This window comes from Paraburkholderia sp. BGA-UO-ETr-F12 (genome assembly GCF_059567945.1).
The window spans coordinates 206,520-231,812 of record NZ_JCAQOZ010000046.1 but is presented as its reverse complement, the minus strand read 5'-3'; the positions used below and the strand labels follow the sequence as shown (position 1 = coordinate 231,812).

General features: G+C 63.0%; 25 protein-coding genes. 20 read left to right on the top strand and 5 right to left on the bottom strand.

The annotated features are described in order from the left end of the window. Positions 1–92: 92 nt before the first annotated feature. The 3 genes from AC57B6_RS20285 (at position 93) to AC57B6_RS20275 (ending at position 3,144) form a co-directional block, all read left to right on the top strand. Complete coding sequence (locus tag AC57B6_RS20285) at positions 93–980, top strand: LysR substrate-binding domain-containing protein (protein ID WP_496421979.1); 888 nt, start codon at positions 93–95, stop codon at positions 978–980. Between the two features lie 137 nt (positions 981–1,117). Continuing rightward, a complete protein-coding gene (locus tag AC57B6_RS20280) occupies positions 1,118–2,017 on the top strand; it encodes an AraC family transcriptional regulator (protein ID WP_375792427.1) in 900 nt (299 codons plus the stop codon). A gap of 2 nt (positions 2,018–2,019) precedes the next feature. Continuing rightward, positions 2,020–3,144 carry an alpha/beta hydrolase family protein gene (locus AC57B6_RS20275; RefSeq protein WP_496421978.1) on the top strand — a complete coding sequence of 375 codons (1,125 nt, stop codon included), beginning with the start codon at positions 2,020–2,022 and terminating at the stop codon, positions 3,142–3,144. Between the two features lie 23 nt (positions 3,145–3,167). On the opposite strand, the gene AC57B6_RS20270 is transcribed toward AC57B6_RS20275, so the two are convergent. Continuing rightward, the gene (locus AC57B6_RS20270; RefSeq protein WP_144194534.1) at positions 3,168–4,661 is read right to left on the bottom strand and encodes an MDR family MFS transporter; all 1,494 of its coding nucleotides are present in this window, start codon (positions 4,659–4,661) and stop codon (positions 3,168–3,170) included. Between the two features lie 236 nt (positions 4,662–4,897). On the opposite strand from AC57B6_RS20270, the gene AC57B6_RS20265 reads away from it, so the two are divergent. From AC57B6_RS20265 to AC57B6_RS20250, 4 genes are all read left to right on the top strand, one after another. Then, a complete protein-coding gene (locus AC57B6_RS20265; RefSeq protein WP_028194579.1) occupies positions 4,898–5,158 on the top strand; it encodes a DUF1488 family protein in 261 nt (86 codons plus the stop codon). A gap of 233 nt (positions 5,159–5,391) precedes the next feature. Then, positions 5,392–5,700 (top strand): DUF4148 domain-containing protein, encoded by a 309-nt coding sequence (locus AC57B6_RS20260; protein WP_028194578.1) that lies wholly within the window; start codon positions 5,392–5,394, stop codon positions 5,698–5,700. Between the two features lie 445 nt (positions 5,701–6,145). Continuing rightward, on the top strand, positions 6,146–6,781 hold the full coding sequence (locus AC57B6_RS20255; protein ID WP_028194577.1) for a carbonic anhydrase: 636 nt from the start codon (positions 6,146–6,148) through the stop codon (positions 6,779–6,781). Between the two features lie 117 nt (positions 6,782–6,898). Beyond that, on the top strand, positions 6,899–7,576 hold the full coding sequence (locus AC57B6_RS20250; RefSeq protein ID WP_454807415.1) for a type 1 glutamine amidotransferase domain-containing protein: 678 nt from the start codon (positions 6,899–6,901) through the stop codon (positions 7,574–7,576). 28 nt (positions 7,577–7,604) lie between these two features. On the opposite strand, the gene AC57B6_RS20245 is transcribed toward AC57B6_RS20250, so the two are convergent. After that, positions 7,605–8,186: an alpha-ketoglutarate-dependent dioxygenase AlkB family protein gene (locus AC57B6_RS20245; protein WP_496421977.1), complete on the bottom strand. Its 582-nt coding sequence runs from the start codon at positions 8,184–8,186 to the stop codon at positions 7,605–7,607. A gap of 122 nt (positions 8,187–8,308) precedes the next feature. On the opposite strand from AC57B6_RS20245, the gene AC57B6_RS20240 reads away from it, so the two are divergent. After that, positions 8,309–8,668: a BON domain-containing protein gene (locus tag AC57B6_RS20240; RefSeq protein WP_244144023.1), complete on the top strand. Its 360-nt coding sequence runs from the start codon at positions 8,309–8,311 to the stop codon at positions 8,666–8,668. 78 nt (positions 8,669–8,746) lie between these two features. On the opposite strand, the gene AC57B6_RS20235 is transcribed toward AC57B6_RS20240, so the two are convergent. Further along, on the bottom strand, positions 8,747–11,062 hold the full coding sequence (locus tag AC57B6_RS20235) for a PA14 domain-containing protein (protein ID WP_496421976.1): 2,316 nt from the start codon (positions 11,060–11,062) through the stop codon (positions 8,747–8,749). A gap of 309 nt (positions 11,063–11,371) precedes the next feature. Here AC57B6_RS20235 and AC57B6_RS20230 point away from each other — a divergent pair, with 309 nt between their 5' ends. The 5 genes from AC57B6_RS20230 (at position 11,372) to AC57B6_RS20210 (ending at position 17,997) form a co-directional block, all read left to right on the top strand. Continuing rightward, entirely contained in the window at positions 11,372–12,271 is a 900-nt protein-coding gene (locus AC57B6_RS20230; protein ID WP_216750555.1) for a DMT family transporter, read from the top strand. Positions 12,272–12,613: 342 nt separating this feature from the next. Further along, positions 12,614–13,582 carry a hypothetical protein gene (locus AC57B6_RS20225; protein WP_496421975.1) on the top strand — a complete coding sequence of 323 codons (969 nt, stop codon included), beginning with the start codon at positions 12,614–12,616 and terminating at the stop codon, positions 13,580–13,582. 298 nt (positions 13,583–13,880) lie between these two features. Next, on the top strand, positions 13,881–15,035 hold the full coding sequence (locus AC57B6_RS20220; protein ID WP_046572927.1) for an epoxide hydrolase family protein: 1,155 nt from the start codon (positions 13,881–13,883) through the stop codon (positions 15,033–15,035). Between the two features lie 218 nt (positions 15,036–15,253). Then, positions 15,254–16,612, top strand: coding sequence for a sigma-54 dependent transcriptional regulator (locus tag AC57B6_RS20215; RefSeq protein WP_216750625.1), 1,359 nt, complete (start codon positions 15,254–15,256; stop codon positions 16,610–16,612). Between the two features lie 434 nt (positions 16,613–17,046). Continuing rightward, positions 17,047–17,997, top strand: coding sequence for a hypothetical protein (locus tag AC57B6_RS20210; protein WP_046573321.1), 951 nt, complete (start codon positions 17,047–17,049; stop codon positions 17,995–17,997). Between the two features lie 60 nt (positions 17,998–18,057). On the opposite strand, the gene AC57B6_RS20205 is transcribed toward AC57B6_RS20210, so the two are convergent. Further along, on the bottom strand, positions 18,058–19,461 hold the full coding sequence (locus AC57B6_RS20205; RefSeq protein WP_183803841.1) for an aminotransferase-like domain-containing protein: 1,404 nt from the start codon (positions 19,459–19,461) through the stop codon (positions 18,058–18,060). A gap of 308 nt (positions 19,462–19,769) precedes the next feature. On the opposite strand from AC57B6_RS20205, the gene AC57B6_RS20200 reads away from it, so the two are divergent. The 3 genes from AC57B6_RS20200 (at position 19,770) to AC57B6_RS20190 (ending at position 22,428) form a co-directional block, all read left to right on the top strand. Then, on the top strand, positions 19,770–19,913 hold the full coding sequence (locus AC57B6_RS20200; RefSeq protein ID WP_178371159.1) for a hypothetical protein: 144 nt from the start codon (positions 19,770–19,772) through the stop codon (positions 19,911–19,913). After that, the gene (locus AC57B6_RS20195) at positions 19,913–21,142 is read left to right on the top strand and encodes an NAD(P)/FAD-dependent oxidoreductase (protein ID WP_030100504.1); all 1,230 of its coding nucleotides are present in this window, start codon (positions 19,913–19,915) and stop codon (positions 21,140–21,142) included. Before AC57B6_RS20200 ends, AC57B6_RS20195 begins: the two co-directional genes overlap by 1 nt. Before the next feature lie 131 nt (positions 21,143–21,273). Beyond that, entirely contained in the window at positions 21,274–22,428 is a 1,155-nt protein-coding gene (locus AC57B6_RS20190; protein WP_030100505.1) for a branched-chain amino acid ABC transporter substrate-binding protein, read from the top strand. 32 nt (positions 22,429–22,460) lie between these two features. Here the strand turns inward: AC57B6_RS20190 and AC57B6_RS20185 are convergent, their stop codons facing one another. After that, positions 22,461–23,231, bottom strand: a complete 771-nt coding sequence (locus AC57B6_RS20185; protein ID WP_406869690.1) for a YkgJ family cysteine cluster protein — start codon at positions 23,229–23,231, stop codon at positions 22,461–22,463. A gap of 227 nt (positions 23,232–23,458) precedes the next feature. Here AC57B6_RS20185 and AC57B6_RS20180 point away from each other — a divergent pair, with 227 nt between their 5' ends. From AC57B6_RS20180 to AC57B6_RS20165, 4 genes are read left to right on the top strand one after another with little or no spacing between them, the layout of a single operon-like run. Then, on the top strand, positions 23,459–23,794 hold the full coding sequence (locus AC57B6_RS20180) for an ArsR/SmtB family transcription factor (protein WP_106354718.1): 336 nt from the start codon (positions 23,459–23,461) through the stop codon (positions 23,792–23,794). After that, positions 23,791–24,243 carry an SRPBCC family protein gene (locus AC57B6_RS20175; RefSeq protein WP_030100508.1) on the top strand — a complete coding sequence of 151 codons (453 nt, stop codon included), beginning with the start codon at positions 23,791–23,793 and terminating at the stop codon, positions 24,241–24,243. Before AC57B6_RS20180 ends, AC57B6_RS20175 begins: the two co-directional genes overlap by 4 nt. A 41-nt stretch (positions 24,244–24,284) precedes the next feature. Next, positions 24,285–24,932 (top strand): glutathione S-transferase family protein, encoded by a 648-nt coding sequence (locus AC57B6_RS20170; protein WP_496421974.1) that lies wholly within the window; start codon positions 24,285–24,287, stop codon positions 24,930–24,932. Between the two features lie 10 nt (positions 24,933–24,942). After that, positions 24,943–25,179: a hypothetical protein gene (locus AC57B6_RS20165; protein WP_046572933.1), complete on the top strand. Its 237-nt coding sequence runs from the start codon at positions 24,943–24,945 to the stop codon at positions 25,177–25,179. Positions 25,180–25,293 lie beyond the last annotated feature (114 nt).

Here is a 25,293-nt window from a genome sequence, read left to right as displayed (position 1 = left end):
TTGCGGGGCAATAATCCGGCGAAAAGCGAAGAATCTTGCTGGAAGTATCGATATTTTTAATATCTGGCCGTGAGCCCCCATGCCCCATGTCCATGCGTAGACTTCCCCCTTTGCAGGCTTTGCTTGCTTTCGACGCCGCCGCGCGTCTCGGCAGCTTCACGCGCGCCGCGCAGGAACTGGCGTTGACCCAATCGGCGATCAGTCATCAAATCCTGCAACTCGAGGAATGGACCGGCCAGCCGTTGTTCCGGCGGATCGGACGCGGTGTCGCGTTGACGGCCGCCGGCGCGCTGTATGCGCAAACCGTCACGACCGCGCTCGCCACGCTGGCCGACGGGCGCGACCGGATCGAGCCGTATGGCAATCCGGACTCGGTGATCCTCGTGTGTGCGCCGCAGTTCGCATCCGGTTGGCTGATGCCGCGCATGCGGGCTTTTTCGGAGGCATTGCCGAACCTCGAGATCTGGCTCGTGACGGGCGAAGAGGTCAACGAGATCGATCGTGTCGACGTCGACCTGGTGGTGTCGGAGAAAGCGATTCGCACGCCGGAAGTCGTGTGCGAATTGCTGCTTGAAGAAGAGGCGCTTGCGATCTGCGGCCCTGCGACCGCACGCCGGCTGCGCTCAATGCCGTTTCCGGAAGTTTTGACGCGAGCTCCCTTGCTGGTTCACGAGGCGCACGCGGACTGGGCGCCATGGTTGCCCGAGTTGAGGCGGGGTGGGTTGCGTATGCGGCGGGCGATGACGGTTAGCGACTCGCGTTTTCTCGTGGCGGCTGCCGAGCAGGAGGCCGGCATCGCGATGGTGTCGCGGCTAACCGCGGGCGAGGCCTTGACGAGCGGGCGCGTGGAAATCTTGCCGCAGGTGCCCGGGTTCGCGCTGGCGCCGCTCTGGCTGATGCGCTCGGCCCAACCCGCGCGCTCCGCTGCAGTGGACGCGGTCTATGCGTGGATGATGAAGCTCTGCCGGGATGGCGCTTGACGGCTTGATGCACAGCAGATGCCGTCACGCATCCCGCCAGACCCGTCCATTTGTAGTATTGAAACCCGAGCCTGCGCCCGGGTAAATGCCGCAAGTTCTGCACCGTCTTCCGTCCATGAGACCGCTATCCTAGCGCCATGATGAAGCCCAGCACCGAACGCGATTATCGTCGACGGATCGCCCGCGTAATCGAGGCGATTCTGGTGGAACCCGGCGCGCCGCATACGCTCGAGAGTCTTGCCGCGGTGGCGCATCTGTCGCCTTATCACTTCCATCGGATCTATCGCGCGCTAACCGGCGAAAGCGTGGTCGAGACCGTGCAGCGCCTGCGGCTCGCCCAGGCCGCGCAACGGCTGACCAATGCCGCGGCTTTGGTCACGATGGTCGCGCACGATGCCGGGTACAACAGTCCGCAGGCTTTTGCGCGCGCGTTTCGCGGTTTCACCGGGGTGACGCCGAGCGAATTCAAGGCGCGGCAGAAGCGACTGGCCACGCCGTCCAGAGGGCGCCGGGACAATGAGGCAAACGGGGCCGGCAGCGAACACGCGGCTGAAAGCCGGGTGTCGGCTCTGCCGTCGGTTGAACTCACCGAGATCGCGCCGCTCGATCTTCTGTGCCTTCGCCACGAAGGGCCGGTGGCGACGATCGGACAAACCTTTCGCTCGCTGATGGAGCGGCTCGGCTGTGGCGCGAACGCGCTTGAGGATCAGCGTATCGGCGTCTGTACGCGCGATCCGGCGCAGCCTGCCGGTTTCCACTATCACGCGGGCCTTGTCGCGTCGCTTCATGATGTGCTGGAAGCGGGCGAGGCAATCGAGCCTATGCGCGTGGAGGGCGGCCTGTACGCGGTCCATCGGCTGGTCGGCCCGTATGCGCTGATCGCACCGACCTTCCATGCGCTCTACCGCGGCTGGCTGCCGCAAAGCGGCTATGCACGCGACAACCGTCCGTTGCTCGAGGTGTACCGGAACCCGGCGATTGCCGGGTTGCAGCATGCGTGCGTCACGGATCTGATGATCCCCATTCGCAAGGATTAGTCATGTTTCGTTTCTGCTGTGCCGCCATCGCGTGTTCGGCGGCCTTCCTGTGGGCAGACGCCGCTGCGCCGGCCGATCCGCCCGCCTGGCATGTGGGGGAGGCCGCGCGTGTGTTGCACCCGGCCGCGGCGCGTAACTGGCGCGGGGCCCGGACCCAGGCGCTGGTGACGACCATCTGGTATCCGGCCGATCCGGCGAGCCCGGAACTCGCCCATGATCTTGGCGCACCAGGACGTCCGCTGTTTCATGGGCACCCGGCCGTCGTGGATGCCCCGCTGTCGGGCGCGCGAGCGAAGTATCCGCTGCTCGTGCTGTCGCACGGCACCGGCGGTAGCGCGGACAGTCTCGACTGGCTGGCCTCGGCGCTCGCGGCCAAAGGTTATATCGTGGCGGGCGCCAATCATCCCGGTAACAACGCGTTGGAGCCGATGACGCGCGACGGCTTCATGCTCTGGTGGGAGCGCGCCACGGACGCGAGCGAAGTGCTGGACGGTGTCCTTGCCGATCCGATGCTGAGCCCGCATGTCGATCGTGACCGGATCGGCGCGGTGGGTTTCTCGCTCGGTGGCTACACGGTTCTCGAACTGGCCGGCGCGCGAACCGATTTACCGGCCTTCGAGCGTTTCTGCTCCGGGCCGCAGGCCGATGCGATCTGTCATCCGCCGGAAGCCGCCAGAATCCACGACGACCCTCAGGCCCCAGCGTTGACACTCGCCACGCTTTCGCCGGAAACGAAGGCGTCGCGGGACCGCGCCGGCGACTCGTACCGCGACCCGCGCGTCAAGGCGGTCTTTGCAATCGCGCCGGCGCTAGGCGAGGCATTCGATAGCCACTCGTTCGCGGACGTCGACATTCCCGTCTCGCTGCTCGCGGGCGAGGCCGACGTGACCGCGCCGTTGGACACCAACATTCACCGCATCGCGGGTTTGCTGCCGAAGGCAAGCGTCACGATGGTGCCGGGCGCGTCGCACTACACCTTTCTCGACACCTGCCTGCCCGGTGTAATGGATCGCCTTGCGACTATCTGCAAGGACAATCCGGGTGTCGATCGGGATGCTGTACACGCACAAACGGCCCAGCGGGCGATCGATTTCTTCGCCGCCGCGTTGCCGGCGAGCGGCGCGTAGCGCCACATATCACGCGGCGGCGCTCAATCCTCGAGCGGCGACAACGCTTCAAGCGGAATCTGCTTGGTCGGCCCGATGGAGATGGGCGGCACGAAGCCGAGCAGCACGACCACAAAAATCGCAATCGCGAAGATCGAGATGAAAGTCAGGTGCAACGACTGATGCAGCACCATGCGGATCATGTCGCTGTCGGCGAGACTCGTCACCTGATTCTGCAGCAGCGCTTTCAACTGGTCGGAGGTGACCACGGCCACATTCTTCGAGTGGCTGAGCCCGAAGTTAAGCACCGCGCCGAACAAGGTCGCGCCCAGCGTGCTGCCGAGATTGCGCGAAAAAAGATTCGATGCGGTCGCGCTGCCGCGTTCGTCCATCTTGACGATCTCCTGGATCAGCACGAGCGAGCTGACGCTCGACGTACCCATGCCGAAGCCCATGATGAGCGAGCCGAACGCCGCGATGAGCGGCGAGCCGCCAGGCTGCAGGAACAGCAGCAACACCGCGCCGAGCGGCACGAAAGCGCTGCCGCCGATCAGAATGCGCCGCAAGCCGATGCGGTGAAATGACTTCGCCGCGAGCGTCGCGCCCGCCGGCCAGCCCACCATCATCATCGTGAGCGCAAGACCCGCGACCACGGGCGAACGGTGCAGCACGCCTTGAACGTACATCGGCAGGAAGGTGGTGGCGCCCATCAGGATCATGCCGGCCAGCACGGTGGCGGCATTGCACGCCGCAATCGGCCGCCGGCTCCAGAGCGCGAACGAGATCATCGGCTCGGCCGCGCGGCGTTCCTGGAACACGAACAACAGCAGGCACAGCATGAATGCGCCACCGGCGAGCGAGGCTTTGACAAGGTCGTCGTCGCCCGCATAGGTGAGCGCCATCATCAGTGCCGCGATCGCCGCCATGAAGAGCGCCGCGCCCGCGAAATCGATCGACGGCCGCGCATGCCGTTCCGATTCGCGCAGGAACGCAATGAAGCCGGCTGCCGAAGCAAGGCCGATCGGCACGTTCATCCAGAAGATCCACGCCCACGACAGGTTGTGAATGATGAAGCCGCCGACCATCGGCCCGACCACCGCTGAAATCGCCCACACGCTGGCGAGATAACCCTGCACCTTGCCGCGTTCGCGTGCCGGATAGAGATCGGCGACGATGGTGAGCGTGACCGGCTGGATCGCGCCCGCGCCGACACCCTGGATCAGACGGAACACGATCATCGCGGGCATCGACCACGCAAAGCCGGCCAGCACCGAACCGAGCAGAAAGATCGCGATGCCGGCGAGCATGACCGGCTTGCGTCCGTACAGATCGGCGAGCTTGCCGAACACCACGGTCATCGCGGTTTGGGTCAGCAGGAACGACGAGAAGACCCAGCTATAGAGATGCAGATCGCCGAGTTGCGCGACGATCTGCGGCATGGCGGTGGAAACGATGGTGGCTTCAATGGCGACCATTGCCATTGAAGCCATGACGGCGGCAATGACTAAACGACGCGACGATTGCGGGCTGCGGGACATGGGGGCGGTAGTATTAGGATGTTGGACGCGTCTGACGGCATAACAGGCAACACGCATGCCGCGGCGCATAAGCGCGGCCGCCCGAAGGCGGCCGATCTCGAGTATGCACCTTGCGGAGAATGTGTGCTGAACGCGGCTCGCGGCGGCGCGGGTCAGGCCGGTATTGAAGTGGCACCGGAACGGCTTGGCATGGCCATTGCGGCGTCGGCATTACTTTCACCAAATGGAGGGTCATTATGAGGATCGAATTCACCGGACGCCGTGAAGTGGTGGCAGCGGCGCGCGTCGCCTTCGAAGCCAATGTCGATGGAGCCGACGTCTGGTGCAGCGTGTCGCTGGACGCGCTGAATAACCATTTTGGCAACGAGGGACCGTCGGCCCACGATCTGGTCGGGACCTTCGAGGCCAATCGCGCGCGGATTGAAAATGCTACGCGGCGTGTTCTCGAAAAAAACGGGGGACGGTCAGTGGAACTCGAAACCGGGGATTTCAACTGAGGCCTGAGCGGCCCGAATCCTGACACGGCAGGGCGGGTCCGGCATCTTTGTGCCGGGCCCGCCCTGATTGCTTTTCGCCGGCGCACCGGCTGATTTCTCCAGATTCAACAACAATCCCTTCGATGAGCGCCCGTTACTCCGTGAGGAAGCGGCGCCTATATTGGGTTCAGCGGGCACGACGAGTATGAATCGACTGACCGCCCACCCTTAACTATCGGAGGTTGTTTTTTATCATGAAGTCTTTGATCCAGGCCGTCGTTATCGTTGCTTCGCTTGCCGCTTCGGCCACCGTTTTTGCGCAATCGAATTCCCGCATCACCCGCGAGCAGGTGCGTGCCGAACTGATTCAACTCCAGCAGGCCGGGTATCACGTCGGTGACGGCGACCAGGCGCATTATCCTGAAGCGATTCAGGCTGCGGAGGCACGAATCGCCGCCCGCAATGGCGACATGAGCGGCTACGGTGGCAGCGTTGCGGGATCGTCGCAAAGCGGCCGTCCGGCAGTATCTGCCGCGGACTGGAATGCCATGTACAGCCGTTAAACCGTGAGCTTTGCCGGAAACGCGGCGCGGATTGACTGACCTGGTTGTGTTGCGCTTATGCGTGTCGGTGCGTGTTGCCGTCTGGCGATGCAGCAATGTGGCAGCGCGCATTAGCGCAACGCGTTCGGGTTTTCGCCGCGCAGCCGGCGAGCGGTGGAGAGCGATGTAGAGCGGAGACGACTGGTAGAAAGGACTCTTCCAGAGTCGCGTGTATATCCGCTGCGTCTGCGCAGATACAGTATTCATGCCCGCACGGTTTCCGGTGTGCGGACGAGAGAGTTGGCCCCGGCTGGTAACAGCCGGGGTTTTTTTGTTTGCGGCTTGCTTGCCGCCGGATGAAATGGCAACCGCGACTGCGGTATAGTCCCGCGAACCGATCGCAGACACGCCTTGGACCTTTGCCGCAGTTCCGGCAGGCTAAGGCTTTGACTATCCGGAGAAAATCGTGAAAGAAATCATCGAAGGGCTCATCCGCTTCCAACGTGAAGTCTTCCCGCAGCAAAGCGCCTTGTTCAAGCGCTTATCGACCGCGCAAAGTCCGAAGACGTTGTTCGTGACCTGCTCGGATAGCCGGGTCGTCCCCGAATTACTGACCCAGGTGGAGCCGGGCGCGCTGTTCGTCATTCGCAACGCGGGCAACATCGTGCCGTCATACGGTCCCGAGCCGGGCGGGGTATCGGCCACGGTCGAATATGCAGTGGCGGTACTCGGCGTGCGGGACATCGTGATTTGCGGTCACTCCAATTGCGGCGCAATGACGGCAATCTGCACGTGCAAGAACCTCGACCATCTGCCGGCCGTGGCAGGCTGGTTGCGTCACGCCGACGCCGCGAAAGCGATCAACGCGTCACGAACCTACGCATCGGACACCGAGCGTCTCGAAGCGCTGGTCAAGGATAACGTGATAGCTCAACTCGCGAACATTCGCACGCATCCATCCGTGGCCGTGGGGCTGGCAAACAGAACGGTGCGGCTGCACGGCTGGATCTTCGATATCGAAAGCGGCACGATGCTCGCGCTCGACGGGCGTACAGGACAGTTTCTGCCTTTAGTGGACAACACGGAAATTTACGCCGTCTAGTTTGAGCGGGATGCTTCTGCGCGCCGGATAGCCGCCTATACTGCCAGAACGCGCGGCGCCGGCGATCCCGTTGCACGGTGCCGCGCCACGCGAATTGAACTGACTCGCGAGGTTTCCATGAAAATCCTGGTGGTGCTGACTTCACACGACCAACTCGGCAATACCGGCCGGAAGACTGGTTTCTGGCTGGAAGAGTTTGCCGCGCCGTATTACGTGTTCAAGGATGCCGGCGTCGAGATGACGCTTGCTTCGCCCAAAGGCGGCCAGCCGCCGCTCGACCCGAAGAGCGACGATCCCGATGCGCAGACCGATGCGACGCGCCGGTTCGGCAAGGACAAGGACGCACAAGCCGCGTTGGCGAGTACCGTAAAACTTTCCACCGTGTCGGCCGCGGACTACGACGCGGTGTTCTATCCCGGCGGCCACGGACCGTTATGGGATCTCGCGGAAGATCCGCATTCGATTGCGCTGATCGAAACGCTCTACAACGCCGGAAAACCGGTCGGCGCCGTATGCCACGCGCCCGCTGTGCTACGCCATACGAAGCTGGCGGATCAAGCGCCGCTCGTGCGCGACAAACCGGTTACCGGTTTTTCCAATTCCGAAGAAGCGGCGGTCGGTCTTACCGACGTCGTGCCTTTCCTCGTGGAAGACATGTTGAAGAAACATGGCGGACGTTATTCGAAGGGGCCGGACTGGCAGTCGCATGTGGTGGTCGCGGGCAATCTGATTACGGGGCAAAATCCCGCGTCGTCGGAAGCGGCGGCCAAGGCGTTGCTCGCGAAGCTCGGTTAGCGGCAGGCTCGATCGGCCTCAGTCGGCCTCAAGCCGCATAGCAGCGAAACGCGAGGCTGATACGCGGCTCGGTCACGCCCGCCAGTTTGGGAATGCCGTGCTCATGGGTGAACTGCGAGGCGTAGCTCATGACGATGCAACTGCCTGGCTCCAACTGCACATGCACGATCCGGCCGGAACCCGCCTTTGGCCGGATCGACATACGGCGGCACGCGCCGAGCGAGACGATGGCAATCGGCTGGCCCGGTAACAGCTTTTCGGTTTTGTCGCCATGGAGCGCGACGCTGTCGTTGCCGTCGCGATAGAGATTCAGGCCGACGCGATTGAATGGCGCGCCCAACAGCGCGCGTACGGCCTCGAATGCTTCGCCAAGCGGCGCAGGCAGATCTTCGGCTTCGCGGGCGAAGGTGGCGAGCAGGCGCGGCACCGCCACTTCCCGGTCGTACATCATGCGCTGCTGGCTCACCCAGCCGATATTTTCAAGTAACTGCTCGAACCACTGTTGCGCGGCAATTGCGGGGATCGAATCAGGTAAATATCGAATTCCGCCTTCCGCGTCATTGACGAGGGATAAGGATTCGGGGGCAAACAGGCCTGGCTGGAACACCATGATTCAAACCTTGGGGAGCAATAGCCCGCACACGAAGCAATGGGGCCATCCGTAAAGGCTATTATACTGTGTTTTTATACAGTGTTTCGAGGCAAGGCCGCGCATTTCCACCGGACATCCACGTGAACCGCAAACGAGTACCCGGTCTGTTGGCAGCCGTCTGCATGACGGCGGCGTTTTCGGCCTGCGTGCAAACCGGTGATGGGACGGCGAACGCCGGCGTGCCGCCCGCAACGACAAGCGGTAAAACTGGGTCGCAGTCCGATGACAATCTGGCGATAGCAGTCCGGCGAGCACTCGACAAGGCCCCAGGCTTCAATGTGGCGGGCGTATTCGTGCGCGCACGGGACGGCGCGGTGATCTTGAGCGGCACGGTGCATAGCGCCGAGCAGATCCGGCAGGCGGAGCAGATCGCCCGAACCGTGCCGGGTGTGCTGGTCGTGGTGAACAAGCTCACGCTGTGGCACGGCGGTAACGGCTGAACCCGCGGATTGACGACACCACCAGTCGGCAGTTGTTGCTGGGCTGCCGCGCTGCCGACTGGCGCAACGATCGCTCCGTTAGTTCGATGTCACGAGCGAGTCCGACGGCACGATCCTCAGTGCCGCCGGGTTCTTCGCCATTGGGCTCGACCACGACAGGTGCATGCTCGCCGGGCCCGACCCGTGCACATACTCCACCTTGATCGAGGCGCGCTGCTTCGCGGTGAGCCACGTGGTGCCGCTCACGGTGGCCAGCGCCGAGGTCTTCTTGTCGATGACCCGCACCCCGTTGATCCACAGGCGCGCAACGTTGTCGCTATTGATCGAGAACGTGTAGAGCCCGGTTCTGGCGGCCTCGATTGCGCCGGTCCACCGCACGCCATAACCGGTCGCGTTGACGCCCGCGGAGGCATCAGGCGAATCGGTGCCGCGCTCAGTATTCAGGTCGAAGTCGATCAACGGCGTGACCGAGGTCTTGACCGGCGCGCTGTTGAAAGTCGGATCGTTGTAGTAGCCGACTTGCAGCACCGGCAGCTTCACATCGAATCCGCCCGTCAAGGCCTGGACCTCCGACGTCTGCCACGGGTGGCCATCCGGATAGATCGTCCCCTGGAAGGGCGTGGCCGGTTCGACGGTGGCGGGCGCGCTCGGCACCTGACCCCAGTGGAAGCGCGTATTGGTACGGCCGATCATCAGTTCCCACACGACGAAACCCGTCGTGCCGCCGTAGTTCGACACAATGCCCGGCATCGTCTGTCCCGTCGTGCCGGGGAAGCCGCGCTGCAGCGTTTCGGAATTCAAGGCGCTGACATTGCTGCCGTTCACCGGTCCCGTGTACGGGTTGTTGTACGGATGGAACGCATAAAAGTCCGAGAAATACGTGCCTTCGTCCTCCTGCACCTGGGGCGAATTGATCGGCTGCGTCGCACCGGCATTCAGAATTGCGATGCGCGCGTCGTTCATCATCACGGCGCGGGTTTGCTGCAACGAACCGTTGCCGCTGCAACCCGGTTCGTTCATCGGCTCCCAGAAAATGATGCGCGGGTCGTTGCGGTGCGGTGCGACGAAGTCGGTGATGTAGCTCGCGAGACTCGCCTTATACGTGGTGCCGGCATTGGCCGCTGTAGGCTGGAAGTACGCCTGCTCGACCGGCGTGCCTGGCGACTGCACCCATTGACTGTTATGCACGCCCCAGATCGGCGCGGGTTGCGGGCCATACGCGGGCGTCGGGTTCCAGCAGTCGTCGTAGAAGATCGGCGAGACCTTGATGCCATGCCGCGCGGCGATCTTCAGCAGGTTTTCGAACTTGCTGAGGAATGCGACGCGATCGTTCGCCCACACGAGGTAGTGCAGATACACGGCAATGGTGTTCATGCCATATGTCTGCGCATACGTCAGCTCGCGATTGACGATCTCGGGGTCGTAGTTCTCCCAGAAGTCGATCGCGTTCACCGCGTTGGACGGCGTGTAGACCGCGCCGACCACCTTCGAGAAATCGAAGCGGGGCGACGTAACGGTCGGATAGGTGCGGATCGTGATGTTGCTGAAGCTCGCGCCGACGCCGAAGCGCCGCAGCCCGAAGCTGCCCGACTGGAAGGCCGTGGGGAGCGCGTTGGTGGCGTCGTTGACGCTGATCACGCGCTGCTGGTCGAGATCGACGGTGATGGCCGTGCCGCTCGTCGTGACTTTCAGGTGGTGCGTGCTGCCGCCCACGATCGTGCTCATCGGGTACGCGATAAAGCTCGTCCAGTTGTTGTTTTCCCGGCCGACCTGCAGCACGTGCGAACCCGTATCGAGGCCGATGTAATAACCGGTCAGGCTATCCGGGCCGCCTGCGGTGGGGTTCGTCGTGCGGACGATAAAACCGGCGTTCGCCGCGCCGCTGCCCACCGGCGCGCTGACTGTCACATCCGCTTCGTAAGACGCGGTGGCATAGGTGCTGGCGAGCGCAACCGTTTTGTCGCCGGCGCCTGTGCCGTTGGTGGCCGGCGGCGGAATCGTGATAGTCGAACTGCTCGTGCCGGGCTGCCAGCCTTGGGTCGACCCCGGCGCGAGGTAACTCGTGAAGTCGCCGAAGTTGAGGGTCGTGGTGGAAACCGGTGTGGGCGGGGGTGGTGGCGTGTACGGCGGAAGGTTGAGGGTGGGGTCGGCGATCACGAGCGGCGGCGTCGTTGTCTTCATTCCGAGGGGGATGGTCTTCGCCGCCCTGAACTCGGCTTCCACGTTGGCCGTATCCGCCAGCGCCGCTGCCGAGGCCGCGGCTGCCGCCGACGCTGCTGAGGAATCGACTGCCGCGATCTGCCTGTTCGCCGACGCGGCGACGTCCGGCGAACCATCATTGCCGCCGCAAGCGCCCAGCATGGCGAGCGTTGCCAGCACAAAGTAATTGCGCACCTGTATCTCCTGATGTCCCCGCTTAATTGATGGTCATAATTATTATTAAACTCGCATAGGGCCTCTGACAGTTGGTCTGGCTCCTATGAGTGCGGAAATCGATATGAATAATATTATTAGTTGGCCAGACCTGTATCGGTACTTACCCGGAATGGCGTAGACGCGGGGGCAGGGTGTCAGGCGAGGGTGCAACCGATGCCGGCGGCGCAAAGGAGGCGCGGCAGGCATAATCCGTTTTCCGATTACGCAACCCTTTCATTGGGGTGCAATCCAGGCGGTGCACCGCCGGGTGCGCCGTCAGGAAAACTCATGCCGCCCATCACTGCAGTCCGGAACACCGCCGTGCCGCTGCGCAGCATTGCGCTGATCCTCGTCTCGATGTTCTGCTTCGCGCTGGTCGATGCGCTGGCGAAGTCGGTGGCGCTCGCCTATCCGGCCAATGAAGTGACCTTTTTCCGGATGCTGTTTGGCCTGCTGCCTGCCATCGCGGTTTGCCTGCGCGGCAAACCGCTCATCGAGCGTCTCAGGCATATGGATGTGCGTGGGCAGACCGTGCGCGCGCTGACCTTGCTCGGCGCTTCAGGATTGTTCTTTGCCGGACTGCGTTATGTGCCGCTCAGCGAGGCGGTGGCGATCGTCTACTCGGAGACTTTGCTGGTGATCGTTCTGGCGCCGCTTATTCTGAAGGAGACGCTCAAGCCACGCGATGCGCTCGCCGCCGCGATCGGTTTTATCGGCGTACTTTTCGTGGTGCGGCCGGACGGTTCGCATTCGAGTTGGCTCGGCCCGGCCCTGCTGATTGCGAGCGCATTTTGCGGCGCGTTGTCGATCATTCAGATCAAGCGGATTCGTGCCACCGACGATTCGCGCACCACGGTGTTGTATTTCACGGTGATCGGCACGATCGTCACCGGGGCGTCGCTATTTTTCGCGTGGCGCACGCCATCGCTTCAGGCGCTCGCGGTGATGGCCCTGCTGGGCGGATTTGCCACCGCCGGGCAGTTGCTGATGACGATGGCATTCAGACAGGCCGACGCCGGTGCGCTCGCGCCGTATAACTACACCAGCATCGTATGGGCCGCGTTATTCGGCTATGTCGCGTGGGGCGAGACGATCGGCAGCATGTCGCTGCTCGGCATTGCCTTGATTGTCGGCAGCTCGATTGTGGTTGCGGTGCGTGGCAAGCAGGCGGAAGGGCCGCTCGTGTAGGCCTGTACCGGGCTCTCCGCATGCGCCGGATTCAAACGCTGAATTCAAATTCGCTGCTGATTGCTTCGCAGTTCAAACAATCGTCCTGGAAATGTCTGGCCAGCAAGCTGGCTTTTTCGGACAACACGCCAGACACATGCGGACAGATCGACGTTTGGTGGCTATAAATAGCACATAGCACGCATCCAGCTTGCACTCCTGTTCGTACGTGCCTGTACCGGCCCGAACTTGCGGTCGTTGCGGCGACATCGATTAATTCGCTACGAACCCTCCGATGAATTCGGGCACGTTTGCGATACCGCGAACGCGCACGCGTACGTCCACGATTCGAGGGGAGACGTCATGATTAGTGAACCCAGCAAGATCGTTCTCACGAGCCTGATTGTCGGCACGCTCGGGATCGCGGCTTATATTTCGCAGTCGGATAAAAACTGGCTGCCGGCGGATGACCTGGGTCTCGAGCACGGAAACACTTTGGCTCGCGACGCAGGCGGCGGCACGAACAGCGGTTCGGTAAGTTCGGGACCCGTCCTGACATCCGGCGGCTCGGCGGCAGCTATCGCCGGGAATCTCGACGCGGCGCGCCATAGTCTGCAGCGCAACGATCTGGCTGCCGCGCAAGCGCAACTGGACGCGGTACGGCCGGCACATCGGGGCGACGATCAGGTTCGCGCGCTGCAAAGAGAAGTCGCGGCACGCATGGAGCAGGCACAGCAAGCGCAGGCCGCCGTGCAGGTGCGCCAGCCGACGCGGCAAGGGATCAAACCGGCTCACGCTGCGTCGCTGTCTTCCAGCAACACGGTCCGTTTTCCTGAGCGTCACGTGGCAACGCGCGAACAGTCGAAGCGCGTGCCCGCCAGTTATGCGAAGACCAGGCGGGTTCCAGAAACAGCGGTGACTACGGCTGGCGCGGGCAGCGTGTTGAGCGGGGCAGCGAGTGCCGTTGACGCTCCTGCAACTGGACGCGCATTACCCTCAGTTCCCGCTGGGGTGGCGGAAGTCTCTAACGTGGCCGACGCGCCGGCTGACTCGAAGCCGACCGTGCCAGCGTCAACTGCGCAGTCCGTACCGCGAGCCGAGCTAACCGCGCAAGCCGCATCGGCGCAATCGGCGCAATCGGCGCAATCGGCGCCGCAACTCGCGCCCGCTGCCGGCACGTCGGCGAATTCAGAAGGCGGGGTGATAACACGTGCACAGGTGCGTGCGGAAATCGCCCGTGCCCGTGCCGACGGCGCTCTGCCCGCGTTCGGCAATCCGGACCCGGCCGGACCCGGCGGCGCGCCGAGCCTGACCCTCGCGCCGCGTCCTTGAAGCGTTGTGCGGGAACTGTACCCGCGACACTTCGCGGGCGGTCGGCACGTAGGTATCCGTCACCGTTTCTAACCGGCCGGTGCAGAGGTAAGCAGAAAAGCCCGCATTTTGCGGGCTTTTCTGTTCTCGCCGACGAAGCGGTCCCGCCCTCATGCTCCGAGGCCGCTCATTGTGTACCATGCGGATTGCCGTGCCCCGCTTTGTGCCTTCGCTGCCGCCGGGTGGACGTGGTCAGCACGACGAAGGTCGAATGTGAAGCGCCCGTTATTCCCCCACACGCTGTGCCGGATGAACTGACATGCAGATAGAGCCGTTTCAGATTGCCGTGCCTGACGCCGACATAGATGATCTTCGCCGGCGTATTCGCGCAACCCGCTGGGCCCCGGCGACGCCATCGCCCGCGTGGCAGCAAGGCGCCGATTCCGCGTGGCTACGCGAACTCGCGCAGTACTGGGCCGAGCGTTTCGATTGGCGCGAAGCCGAGCGCAAGCTGAATCGGCTGCCGCAATTTCTCGCGGAGGTCGACGGACAGCGCGTGCACTTCGTGCATCGGCGCGGGGTCGGCCCAGCGTGCTATCCGCTCGTCGTCACGCATGGCTGGCCCGGATCGTTTTTCGAGTTCCACGCGTTGCTCGACCGCCTGTGCGACCCGGCCGCCTTCGGCTGCGATCCGGCCGATGCATTTGACGTCGTCGTTCCGTCGCTGCCCGGCTTCGGGTTCTCGCAGGCTCCGACAGAGGCCGGAACATCCGCGTTTCAGGTGGCGGACCTGTGGGCCTCGCTGATGCGGGGTCTCGGTTATGAACGCTTTGGCGCCCAGGGCGGCGACCTGGGCGCGGGTGTCTCGATCGCGCTCGCGGCAAGGCATCATGAACGCGTCGATGGCATTCATCTCAACTTCCTGCCGAGCTCGTATGAGCCCGCAAGCGGCGCCGCGCAAACACCGCTCACGCCCGCGGAGGAAGCCTATCTGCGGCACAAGAACGAATGGGCCGCGCTCGAAGGCGGCTATGCGCATATGCACGGCACGAAACCGCAGACCGCGGCGGCGGCGCTGAACGATTCGCCGGTGGGGCTCGCCGCATGGATCGGCGAGAAGTTTCGCGCATGGAGCGATTGCGACGGCGACGTCGAGCGGGTGTTTTCGAAAGACGAGCTGCTCACCAATATTTCGCTTTACTGGTACACCCAGAGTATCGGCTCGTCGATGCAGATGTACTGGGAAAACCGGCTGCAGCCGATGCGTTTCGCCGATGGGGCTCGCGTCGTGCCGCCGGTAGGATTCGCCTGCTTTCCGAAGGAAATCAATCAGCCGCCACGCACGTGGCTCGAGCGGACCTTCAACGTGGTGCAATGGAGCGACATGCCGGCCGGCGGCCATTTTGCCGCGATGGAGAAACCGGATCTGCTCGCAACCGAGATTCGCAAATTTTTCAGGAAGTTGAGGCACTAGGTGTCGATTCAATGGCGTGATCGGTTCGGCGATGATGTGCCTGGCCGACACGACCGGCGTGTGTTCCGAAGCGAATCTTCAAATATCGTCAGGGCGCATTGCGGTGCCACGGAGGCCGCGTATGATCGGCAGGGCAACAAGAACAACGCAGTGACGCAGGTCTGGGCACAACGCGTCTCAGAGCAGGCTCTGCGGGAAAACCAAAAACAATGCAGACAATGAAGGCCATGACGCGGCGTGTCATCTATTTCACGCGCGACGCTTCGCCAGAACTATTGGCGAGCTTCGAGGAACGCGATTGGGAGGTCGAGGTGATCGGCTCGGTTCGAGACGTGCGGCGCGCCGTGGACGATGGCTCGCTGGCGGCCGGACTGGTCGATCTGTCGAGCGTGTTCGACGTTCACGACATTGCCGCGCTGGAAGGCTGCCTGGCAATGCCGAACGTCGGCTGGGTGGCAATGACCGCGACGCCGGAGCTCGATGAGCCCGCCGTGCGCCGACTGGTGCGCGACTACTGCTTCGATTATGTGACACTCCCTGCCGCGCACGCCAGGATTGTCGATACCGTCGGCCATGCCTGCGGCATGATCGCGCTCGGCGAACCCGCGTTCGTCGATACGTCGATGGCGGAAGGCGAGATGATCGGCAGTTGCGATGCCATGCTCGCGCTATTCCGCTCGATCCGCAAGGTCGCAACGACCGACGCGTCCGTCTTCGTTTACGGTGAATCCGGTACCGGCAAGGAGCTGACCGCGGCGGCGATTCATGCGCGTTCGCCCCGCCGTAACGAGCCGTTCGTTGCCATCAACTGCGGCGCGATACCGCCGCATCTGCTGCAGTCCGAGTTGTTCGGCTACGAGCGCGGCGCGTTCACGGGCGCGAGTCAACGCAAAATAGGGCGCGTCGAGGCCGCTCACGGCGGCACGCTGTTTCTCGACGAAATCGGCGACCTGCCGCTCGAAAGTCAGGCAAGCCTGCTGCGTTTCCTGCAGCAAAACACGATCGACCGCCTGGGCGGCATCGACGCCATCGATGTCGACGTGCGCATCATTTCCGCTACCCACGTCGATATGGAGGCCGCGATTAACGACGGGCGTTTCCGCGCGGATCTGTACCACCGCTTGTGCGTGCTGAGAATCGACGAGCCACCGCTGCGCGCGCGCGGCAAAGACATCGAACTGCTCGCGCTGTACACGCTGGACCGCTACCGGAAGGATGCGAGCCGGCGGGTGTACGGTTTTTCGCCGGACGCGATCGCAGCAATGCATCAATACGACTGGCCCGGCAATGTGCGGGAACTGATTAACCGGGTGCGCCGCGCGATTGTGATGTCGGAAGGGCGAACGATTGGCGCGGACGACCTCGAACTCTCCAACTACGTCGAAGTCGTGCCCGTGACGCTCGCCCAGGCGCGCGAGACGGCGGAACGCCAGGCCATCGAACTCGCGCTGCTGCGCCATCGCGGACGACTCGGCGACGCCGCGCGCGAACTCGGCATTTCGCGCACCACGCTGTACCGTTTGCTCATCTCGCACGGTATGCGCGAGGGGGAAGATAGCAGCGTGGCCGAAAGCTGATGCGAGGATTGCCGGGCGTTGGCCAATCTGCCCGGCTAATTCACTTCAGCGAATGCACCCAACTGCTGCACCCAAGTAAGTTATTCACGCAAATGTCAAAACACCGGATCGCTGCGCGTACTTTCGACCTCCCGAAAGCCGATTGACGGCGCCCGCGTTGCGTCTCGCTGGCTTTTGGCGGAAAGGGGATGCAAGGACGTGAAACGATAGCTCATACCTGATAGCCGCGGCCCGGTTCATCCGATTCCATCGCCGCGGATCATCACCCGGCTCGAGCGTGACGCCACCAGGGCGCGAGCCGCGGCACGACGGCTCTCGCACCACCTCGCGCGGGCTTCTGGCTTGCCGCCCGATGCGGCCTGTGGATCAATCCGCGAACGATTACGGCAGCGCTGGAAAAAGCGAACCGTCTCTCACACATGGTGAGGAACAACGTGAATCTTTTTCCTTGCACGCTGGTGTATGTGGATGTCGATGCGAATCCGGGGCCCAACTCGAGGAATCGCGATCCGCTGTCGTACGTGAGTCAGGCGATCTGCCTGAACAACAGCTTGCGGCAGGTCGGCATGCCGAAGCTGACCATCGTGACCAATGCGCCGGCACTGGTCGCGCCCCGGCTCGACAAGGTGACGCCCGAGCGCCGGCCCGCACTGATGACCCTGAAGGCGACGATGGAGTTGCCGAAAAACACGCCGTTTTACGCCGCGCATTTCAAGCTCGATCTGATGGACCAGATAGCCGGCTGGCTGCCAGCCGACACGATGCTGTTGCTGCTCGACGCCGACATGGTCGCGCTGCAGCCGCTCTCGCGCGATCTGATCGGGCGTTGCGCTGAAGCTGGCATCGGCGCCTTCGATATTTCAGATCAGGTATTTCCGCCGTACGGCAGCGAACGCGTTGTCGCCGACCTGGAAATCGTCGCGGACAGGCGGCTCAAAAATCCGCGCTGGTACGGCGGCGAGTTTCTCATGGCGACGCCCGCTGCATTGCGCCGGCTGGTGCCGCGCGCTCGCGCCAGCTACACCCGCTATATCAGCGAAATCGAGCGGCTCGGACATCACGGCGACGAAGCGTTCATTTCGGCGGCGCTCAACATCCTGGCCGACGAGGGGCAGGGCCTGATCGAAGTGGGCGCCTATCAGGCGGTGGGCCGCCATTGGCCCGGCAATAACTATCGGGACGTGCGCTGGTTTCGCTGCTGTTCGTTTGTCCACTTGCCAGGTGGTAAGGCATTGCTTGAACGAGAAGCGCGTTTCGCGGATTTTGTGCCGGACCGTTTCTGGCGCCATATGCGACAGGCGCATCTACGTGGCCGCGTGCGCCATGCACTGAAACGCATCGCCCGGTGGCTGAGTGTGGAGCGTCTCGCCACGCGCTCTGCCTGAGACCTGCACGGCGTGAAGCGGTAGGCCATTGCATTCCGCGGGGCACGGCGGCGGTGTCGATCAGATCGTGCCGAACAAAGCCCGGGGGCGATCCTTCAGCGTGCCCGTCAGCAGCCGCAACGCACTCACGAGTTGATCGCGGCTCGCGGCGCACGCGAGGTTGATCCGTACCCCGTGCTCGATCTCCGAGCGGTCCACGGCAAACGCCGACGACGGCATCACCACCACGCCACGCGCCTTCGCATTCGCCGCAAAGTCGTCGGCACGCCACGGCGGCGGCAGCTTGAGCCACACGAACATGCACGCCGGATCGGTCTGCAGCCATTCCTGCGGCAACAACTCGCGAGCGAGGTCTTGTCGGGCACGAATTTCGGCGAGCTGCGCGTCCATGATGTGGCGCGCGGTGCCGTTCTCGATCCAGATCGACGCGATCAGCATCGACATCGGCGCGGGCATCCAGGCGGTGGTGCGTACCGCCTCCGCACACAGCGCGGAACTGTCCGGCGGGCTCAGCAGATAGCCGAGCCGCAGGCCGGGCGCGAGAATCTTCGAGGTCGCCGCGAGGTGGAACGTCAGTTCCGGGCACAGGCTCGCGATGGTCGGCAGCCGCTGCGAAACCAGCGGCCCGTAGACGTCGTCTTCGATGATCGCCACGCCGTGCCGACGTGCAATGTCGACGAGCGCCATGCGACGCTCGAGACTCATCGTCGTCACGGTCGGGTTCTGCAGATTAGGCACCGTGAAGATGGCTTTCACCGGCATGCGCCGGCAGGCGCGCTCTACCTCGTCGGTCAGGAGGCCGTCGCGGTCGCTCGGAATGCCGACGATCTCGAATTGGAACACCGGCGCCAGCGCTTTCAGCCCGTAGTAGGTGAGCTGATCGGCGAGGATCACGCCGTCCGTGCCGATCAGGCTGTTCAGCACCGCATACAAACCGTGTTGCGCACCGCTCGTGACCACCACGTGGTCGGGTGCCGGCGTGAAGCCCGGCGCGGCCATCCAGCGCGCGCCGGCGGCGCGCGCCCAGACGGGGCCTTGCGGCGGCTGATATTCCTGCAATTGCGGGTAACGCGGATCACGCGGCAATTCCGCCAGCGTGCGCGCGAGGCAGTTCAGGAATTCGCCCGTGGCCGGCCGGTTGACGGTCAGATCGATCGCCGCGTTGCTGGCCGCCTGCGCGGGTTCGACGCTCGGCATTGCGCCGCCGGTCACGAGCGAGCCGCGCCGCTTGCTGCCGATCACCAGCCCGCGCAACTGCAATTCCTTGTAGGCGCGGGACACTGTCGACACATTGATGCCCAGTTCAGTGGCCAGTTGCCGTTGCGGCGGCAGGCGGCTGCCCGGTGGATAAACACCGCTGCGAATCTCGTTTTCGATCGAGCTGGACACCTCGACGTAGGTGGAGCGCTTCATCTGCGCCGGTGCGCCGTTGGACCCACGCGCCGTGTCTTTGTCAGAAGCCATAAGAACCGATGTCTCCATACAAAATCGACTTTGTCCGCAATTGTGCGGAATTTTGCCGATTCTATACCAGACAAGCGTCCGCGCAACGCTTAAAAACAAGCGCGCCGGGACTGCACGGTTGTTGCAGCGCCCTTGGCTGCAAGGATCGAACCACAGACCATCCAGGGAAAATGCCAGGGCCACACAATGTGACTTTTAATTGCACACAAAAAAATATTGTGTGATTCTGATTGCCAGAGTTTGTCTGGCGGCGTGCATGTCGCGCTGTCGCCGAACAGTGTCCCGATTCTGTCAGCAGGAGTTTTCCGATGAGTTTTCCTGAGGCAAGCCTCGCGAGTCTCGCCGTCGTCTCGGCCGCGTATCTGCTGGCGGCCAAACGCCGGCAAAGCGAAGGCAGCGCAACCGGCTATCTGTCGCGGATGGGCGTCGCTTCAATGGAAGGACGCAAGTGATGTCGGAGATTGCCATCATCGGTGCGGGATTCATCGGCCTCGCGAGCGCTGCGGCGCTGATGCGCGACGGCCATCGAATCACGCTGTTCGACCCGGCGGGCGTGGGGCAGGGCGCGTCTTTCGGCAATGCGGGGACCTTCGCGCACTATGCGTGCATTCCGGTCAACAATCCGTCCGTATTCCGCGACTTGCCGCGCTTTCTGTTATCCAGAGACAGCCCGTTCAGAGTGCGCTGGGGCTATCTGCCCCATCTTGCGCCATGGCTGGTGCGTTTCATGATGAGTTCGTTGCCGCGGCGCTACGAAGCGAGCGCCGGCGCGCTCGCCGCGCTGCTCGATTGCGCGCATGACGGTTATGCGCCGCTGCTGGCGGACGCAGAACTGGCGCGTTTTGTCCGGCCCCACGAATGTCTTTATCTTTATTCGAGCGCGGCTTCGTTCGATGCCGCGCGTCCCGCACTCGATCTGCGCCGGCAGCTAGGCGTTACCTTCGAGGTGCTGGGCGGCAGCGAAATCCGCGAGCTCGAACCGTTCCTCGCACCGATATTCGAGCGCGCTGTGCTGTTCAGCAATAGCTGGCATTTTTCCGATCCGCACGGTTTTCTTCAGACGCTTTATCAACAGCTTGCCGCGCAAGGATTGAAGCTCGAGCGTTCGACTGTTGACGCCGTGCAGCCTGCCGGGGACGGTGCTGCCCTGAGCGTCGCCGGCGCCACGCGGCGTTTCAGCCACGTGGTGGTCGCAACCGGCGCTCGCTCCGCCCAGTTTGCCAAACAATGCGGCGACCCCGTCCCGCTGGATACGGAACGGGGTTACCACGTCCGCTTTCCAGGCGCGCAGCAACTGGTGTCGCGGCCGGTCGGCTGGGCCGAGCGCGGCTTCTACATGACGCCGATGAGCGACGGCCTGCGCGTTGCCGGCACGGTCGAACTCGCGGGGTTCGGCGAGACCCGCAACCGTTCGCTCATCGATCTGCTGACGTTTTCGTCGAAGCGAGCCTTACCCGCGCTCGATAGGCCGGATAGCAGCTGGCTCGGATTTCGTCCGACCTTGCCGGACGGCGTGCCGGTGCTCGGACGCTCGCGCGCTAGCGAACGGGTTATCTACGCATTCGGCCACCAGCATCTCGGCTTGACGCTAGCCGGGGTGAGCGGGCGCATCGTCGCCGATCTGATCGCGCGGCGCGCGCCGCCGCTCTATCTCCCGCCTTACTCGGCCACGCGTTTTTGACTTTCATCGAGGCTTTGAGCGCACAGGTTTTCTCGCTTCACGATCAGTATCTGAGGACGGTTTCGACGCGTCGCGCATCGGATCGGCCAACCTTCACATCGCGCGACGTTATATCTCGCAAGGAGCGCATCATGAATCGCCGCTATTGGTTGTTGAGTGTCACCGTCTGCGCGCTCGCCACGGCCATGTCGTCGGCGTGGGCGGCCGATCCTGAAGTCGTCAAGATCGGTTTCGTCGGACCGTTGACCGGTCCCGTTGCACGCGTGGGCAAGGACCTGCAGTACGGCGCTCAATTGGCGCTCGACGAAGAAAATGCGAAGCACCCGACGATTGGCGGAAAGCCGGTCACCTTCGTGCTCGATGTGCAGGACGATCAGGCGGACCCGCGCGTGGCAATTCAGGTGGCGCAGAAACTGGTCGACGACGGCGTGGTCGGCGTGATCGGCCACTACAATTCGGGCTGCAGCATTCCCGCCTCGGCCGTTTATCACCAGGCGAACGTCGCGATGATTACGCCGGGCTCGACTAATCCACAACTCACCAAGCAAGGCTACAAAAACGTGTTCCGCACCATGGGGCACGACGGCATCGGCGGTGTCGTAGCCGGGCATTTTGTAGTGGAGCAGATGAAGGCGAAGCGCATCGGCATCATCGACGACCGTACCGCATTCGGGCAAGGCCTGGCGGATGCGTTCGAAAAAGGCGCGAGGGAAGCGAAAGGCAACATCGTCGACCGCGAATTCACTAACGACAAAGCGGTGGATTTTCGCGCTATTCTCACCACGCTCAAGAGCCGGAACGTCGATCTGATTTTCTTCGGCGGCCTGGATGAACAGGGCGCGATGCTGGTCAAGCAGATGCGCTCGCTAGGCATGCAGGCGCAACTGTTCGGCGCGGGCGCGCTGAAGAGCAATGCGTTCCTGCAAATCGCCGGCACCGCAGGGGACGGCACGCAGGATCTCGAGCCCGGCCCGGCGCTCGACAAGCTGCCTGCCGCGCAGGCCTTCGGCAAGCGCTATAAAGCGCGCTTCAATCAGGACGTCGAACTGTACGCACCGTTTGCCTACGATGCCGCGCTTGCAATGATCAAGGCGATTCACAATGCTGATTCGCTCGACCGGGCAAAGATCGTCGACGCGCTGTCGAAAGTGACGGTGACCGGTGTGACCGGCAACATCACCTTTGACCCGTATGGCGATCTCATCAAACCGCCGTACACGCTGTTCCAGGTGCAGCAAGGACAATGGAAGAGCATCAGGACGGTGGGCGGCAGCAGCGGCGTCTAACTGTGCGCGGGCGGGCGCCGGCGATTTTGCCTCTATGACGGCGGGAAAAAACCGTGATACCGGGCGTTGCCGGCAACGCTGGTTTCAACGAGGTGGCCGGCCGCGCCTACCGACTGGAGCGTTTCAACCGTGCCAGTGCGATTCGACACGAAGGTCCACTGCGTGGCGGCGTCCTGCGACGGGTCGCTCGCGTGTATTTTGCGCAGGGCGCTCAACAGCGCCTCGCTATCCGGCGAAACCATCACAAAGCCCTCGTTCGCAAGCGCAGCCTCGTTCAGGCCGAGCTCGGTGCACACCTGCATACGCAGCGGCGCCTCGAGCTGATTCGCGCGCCGCGACTGCTCGATCTGCTCGACGGTTGCCGCATCGACCAGGATTCCCTGCCGGAGCAGCGGCTTGTTTTGCCACGCGTCAGGAGGACAGCCCTTGTTTTGCGGCATCAACTCAACGAACGGATTGATTTCCGCGGGATAGATCCGGCAGACCAGCGGCCGCTGCTCGTAGATATTGCAGCGCATATCGGCGCGCAGATTGGGACAGGCTCCTTCGAATGCCGCGGCGAGCACGATCGAAATGCGGACCGGCAAGCTTCCGCTCATGGCCGGTGACGACCGGGCCCGTTTGTATTCCGCTTGCGCATTGCCGGCTTCGGGCTCGACCGGCCACGGGATGGCCTCGCAAATGAGTTCCATTTTCCCGCCGCGCTCGAGCCACGCGATAGCCTCGGTAACCGTCAGCGCGAGGCGCAGGTCGTGGCAGCATTTGCCGCATTCAGTACATTCGAAATCGATGTCATTCATCATAAGTTCCTCGCCGCGAAAGTCTACGCCGGCTTTAGTCGGACCAGATGACAAATTCTGACAGCAGAGCCGATAAACTTTTTGCGGCGAGCGGCTCTAGCAGTTCCCTCGAATTTGGCTGATTCGCGATCTTCAACGGACCGGCGATACGCCACAAACACAAGTCCGCGCGATCCGGGCAGCCTGCGAAAAATCTTGACAGGGCTCGTGATCCACCTATAGTTCACCATATGGCAAAGTCTCCAGTCAGTCAGCTCGATCGCACGTTTTCCGCCCTTGTGGACCCGACGCGGCGGGCCATCCTCGCTCGCCTTGAGCGGGAGCCCGGGCTGTCGGTCACGGAAATCGCGCGGCCGCTGCCGCTCAAGCTCCCCGCGGTCATGAAGCACCTCGACGTGCTGAGCGACGCGGGTCTGGTATCGCGTACCAAGAGCGGGCGGACGGTGTCGGTCGATCTGGTCGCGGGGCCGATGGAGGAGGCAATGGCATGGTTGAGACGCTATGAGCGTTTCTGGTCCGCGAGCCTCGACCGGCTCGCCGATTTTGTGGAGGGAGACGGGCAATGACCCAGGAAAAGCCGAGCCTGACTATCGTGCGGCGCATCAAGGCACCGCCAGCCCGAGTGTATGCAGCGTGGACCCGGCCCGAACTGATGGTGCGCTGGTGGGGGCCCGACGCCGGGCCGGTACTCAGCGCCGAAGCCGATCCGCGCGTGGGCGGCCGCTTTCGCGTGGTGTTCCAGACACTGGATGGCGAAACGCACGACTGTCGCGGCGAATACCTGGAGGTCGAGGCGGACCGCAAGCTCGTCTTCACGTGGGAATGGGCCACGCTGCCCGAGCGCCGCTCGCAGGTCACGCTCAGGCTGCGCCCGATCGAGGAGGGGACCGAGCTCACGCTCACGCACGCACAGTTCTTCGACGAAGCCGCACGCGATGCTCATCGGAGCGGCTGGGGCACGGCCCTCGACAAGCTCGACGCGTTCATGGCGCGACTGGAAGACGAAGGCAACTGACGCACGTCGAAAAACACATTCAACTCATACCGAGGTCGAATATGAAGCTCTATTACGCGGAGACACTGGCTCCGCGAAAAACCTGTGCAGTGGCAAAGTATTTAGGTTTGCCAATCGAATACGCTTTCGTCGATTTGACGAAGGGTGAGCATCGCAAGCCGGACTATCAGGCGATCAATCCGAATGGCAAGGTGCCGTGTCTTGTCGATGGCGGGAGAAGTATCTGGGAAGCCGACGCGATCATCAGCCATTTCGCCCGGCGCGCGCAGTCCAACCTCTGGCCGGCCGATGACCGGCTGGTCGACGTGCTGCGCTGGTTTAGCTGGAACAACCACCATTTTTATCCGCATGCCGGCACGCTTTACTTCGAGTCCATCATCAAGCCGGTGTTTGGACTCGGCGGCCCCGATCCGTCGAAAGTGGCCGAAGAGCAGGGTATGTTTCGCAAGTCCGCCAGCGTGCTCGAGCAGCATCTTAAAGGCCGTAAATGGCTGCTTGGTGACGGCTTGAGCCTTGCGGATTTCTCCGTCGCCATTGCGCTGCCCTATGCAAAAAACGCAGCCATGCCGCTTGACGAATTTCCGGAAATGCAGCGCTGGCACGATCAACTGAACGAGATCGAAGCGTGGCGCAATCCGTTTCCGGTGCGTTCGGCAATTTCAGCCGCGAACGCTGCGCTCAACGCGTGAAAATACAGTCATGTGCTGCGCGATCGTTGCACTCGCCATGACCTTGCTCGCCAGTTGGCGCAGCGTGTCGGGCACGCTGACCGGCCGCGCCGGATGGCTACGCCGCATCGCGATCGCGTCGATTGCGATCGGCGCGGCCGCCGGCTCCGCGCTGGCAGCCGATCAATTTGCCGATGTTCGTGGCGGACAGTCGGCGTTTTATACCCGCCTGAAGGCAATGCCGATTTGCGCTCATTTCATCCGTTAGCAGCGGATTTTCTTTCATGGACTCGACAGCGGATTAACTTCGTCAGCGCATTGACTGCTGTCCCGCGTCCTATCACACTCCGCGCCGCAATAAAATAAAGTTTCTCGTAGAAGC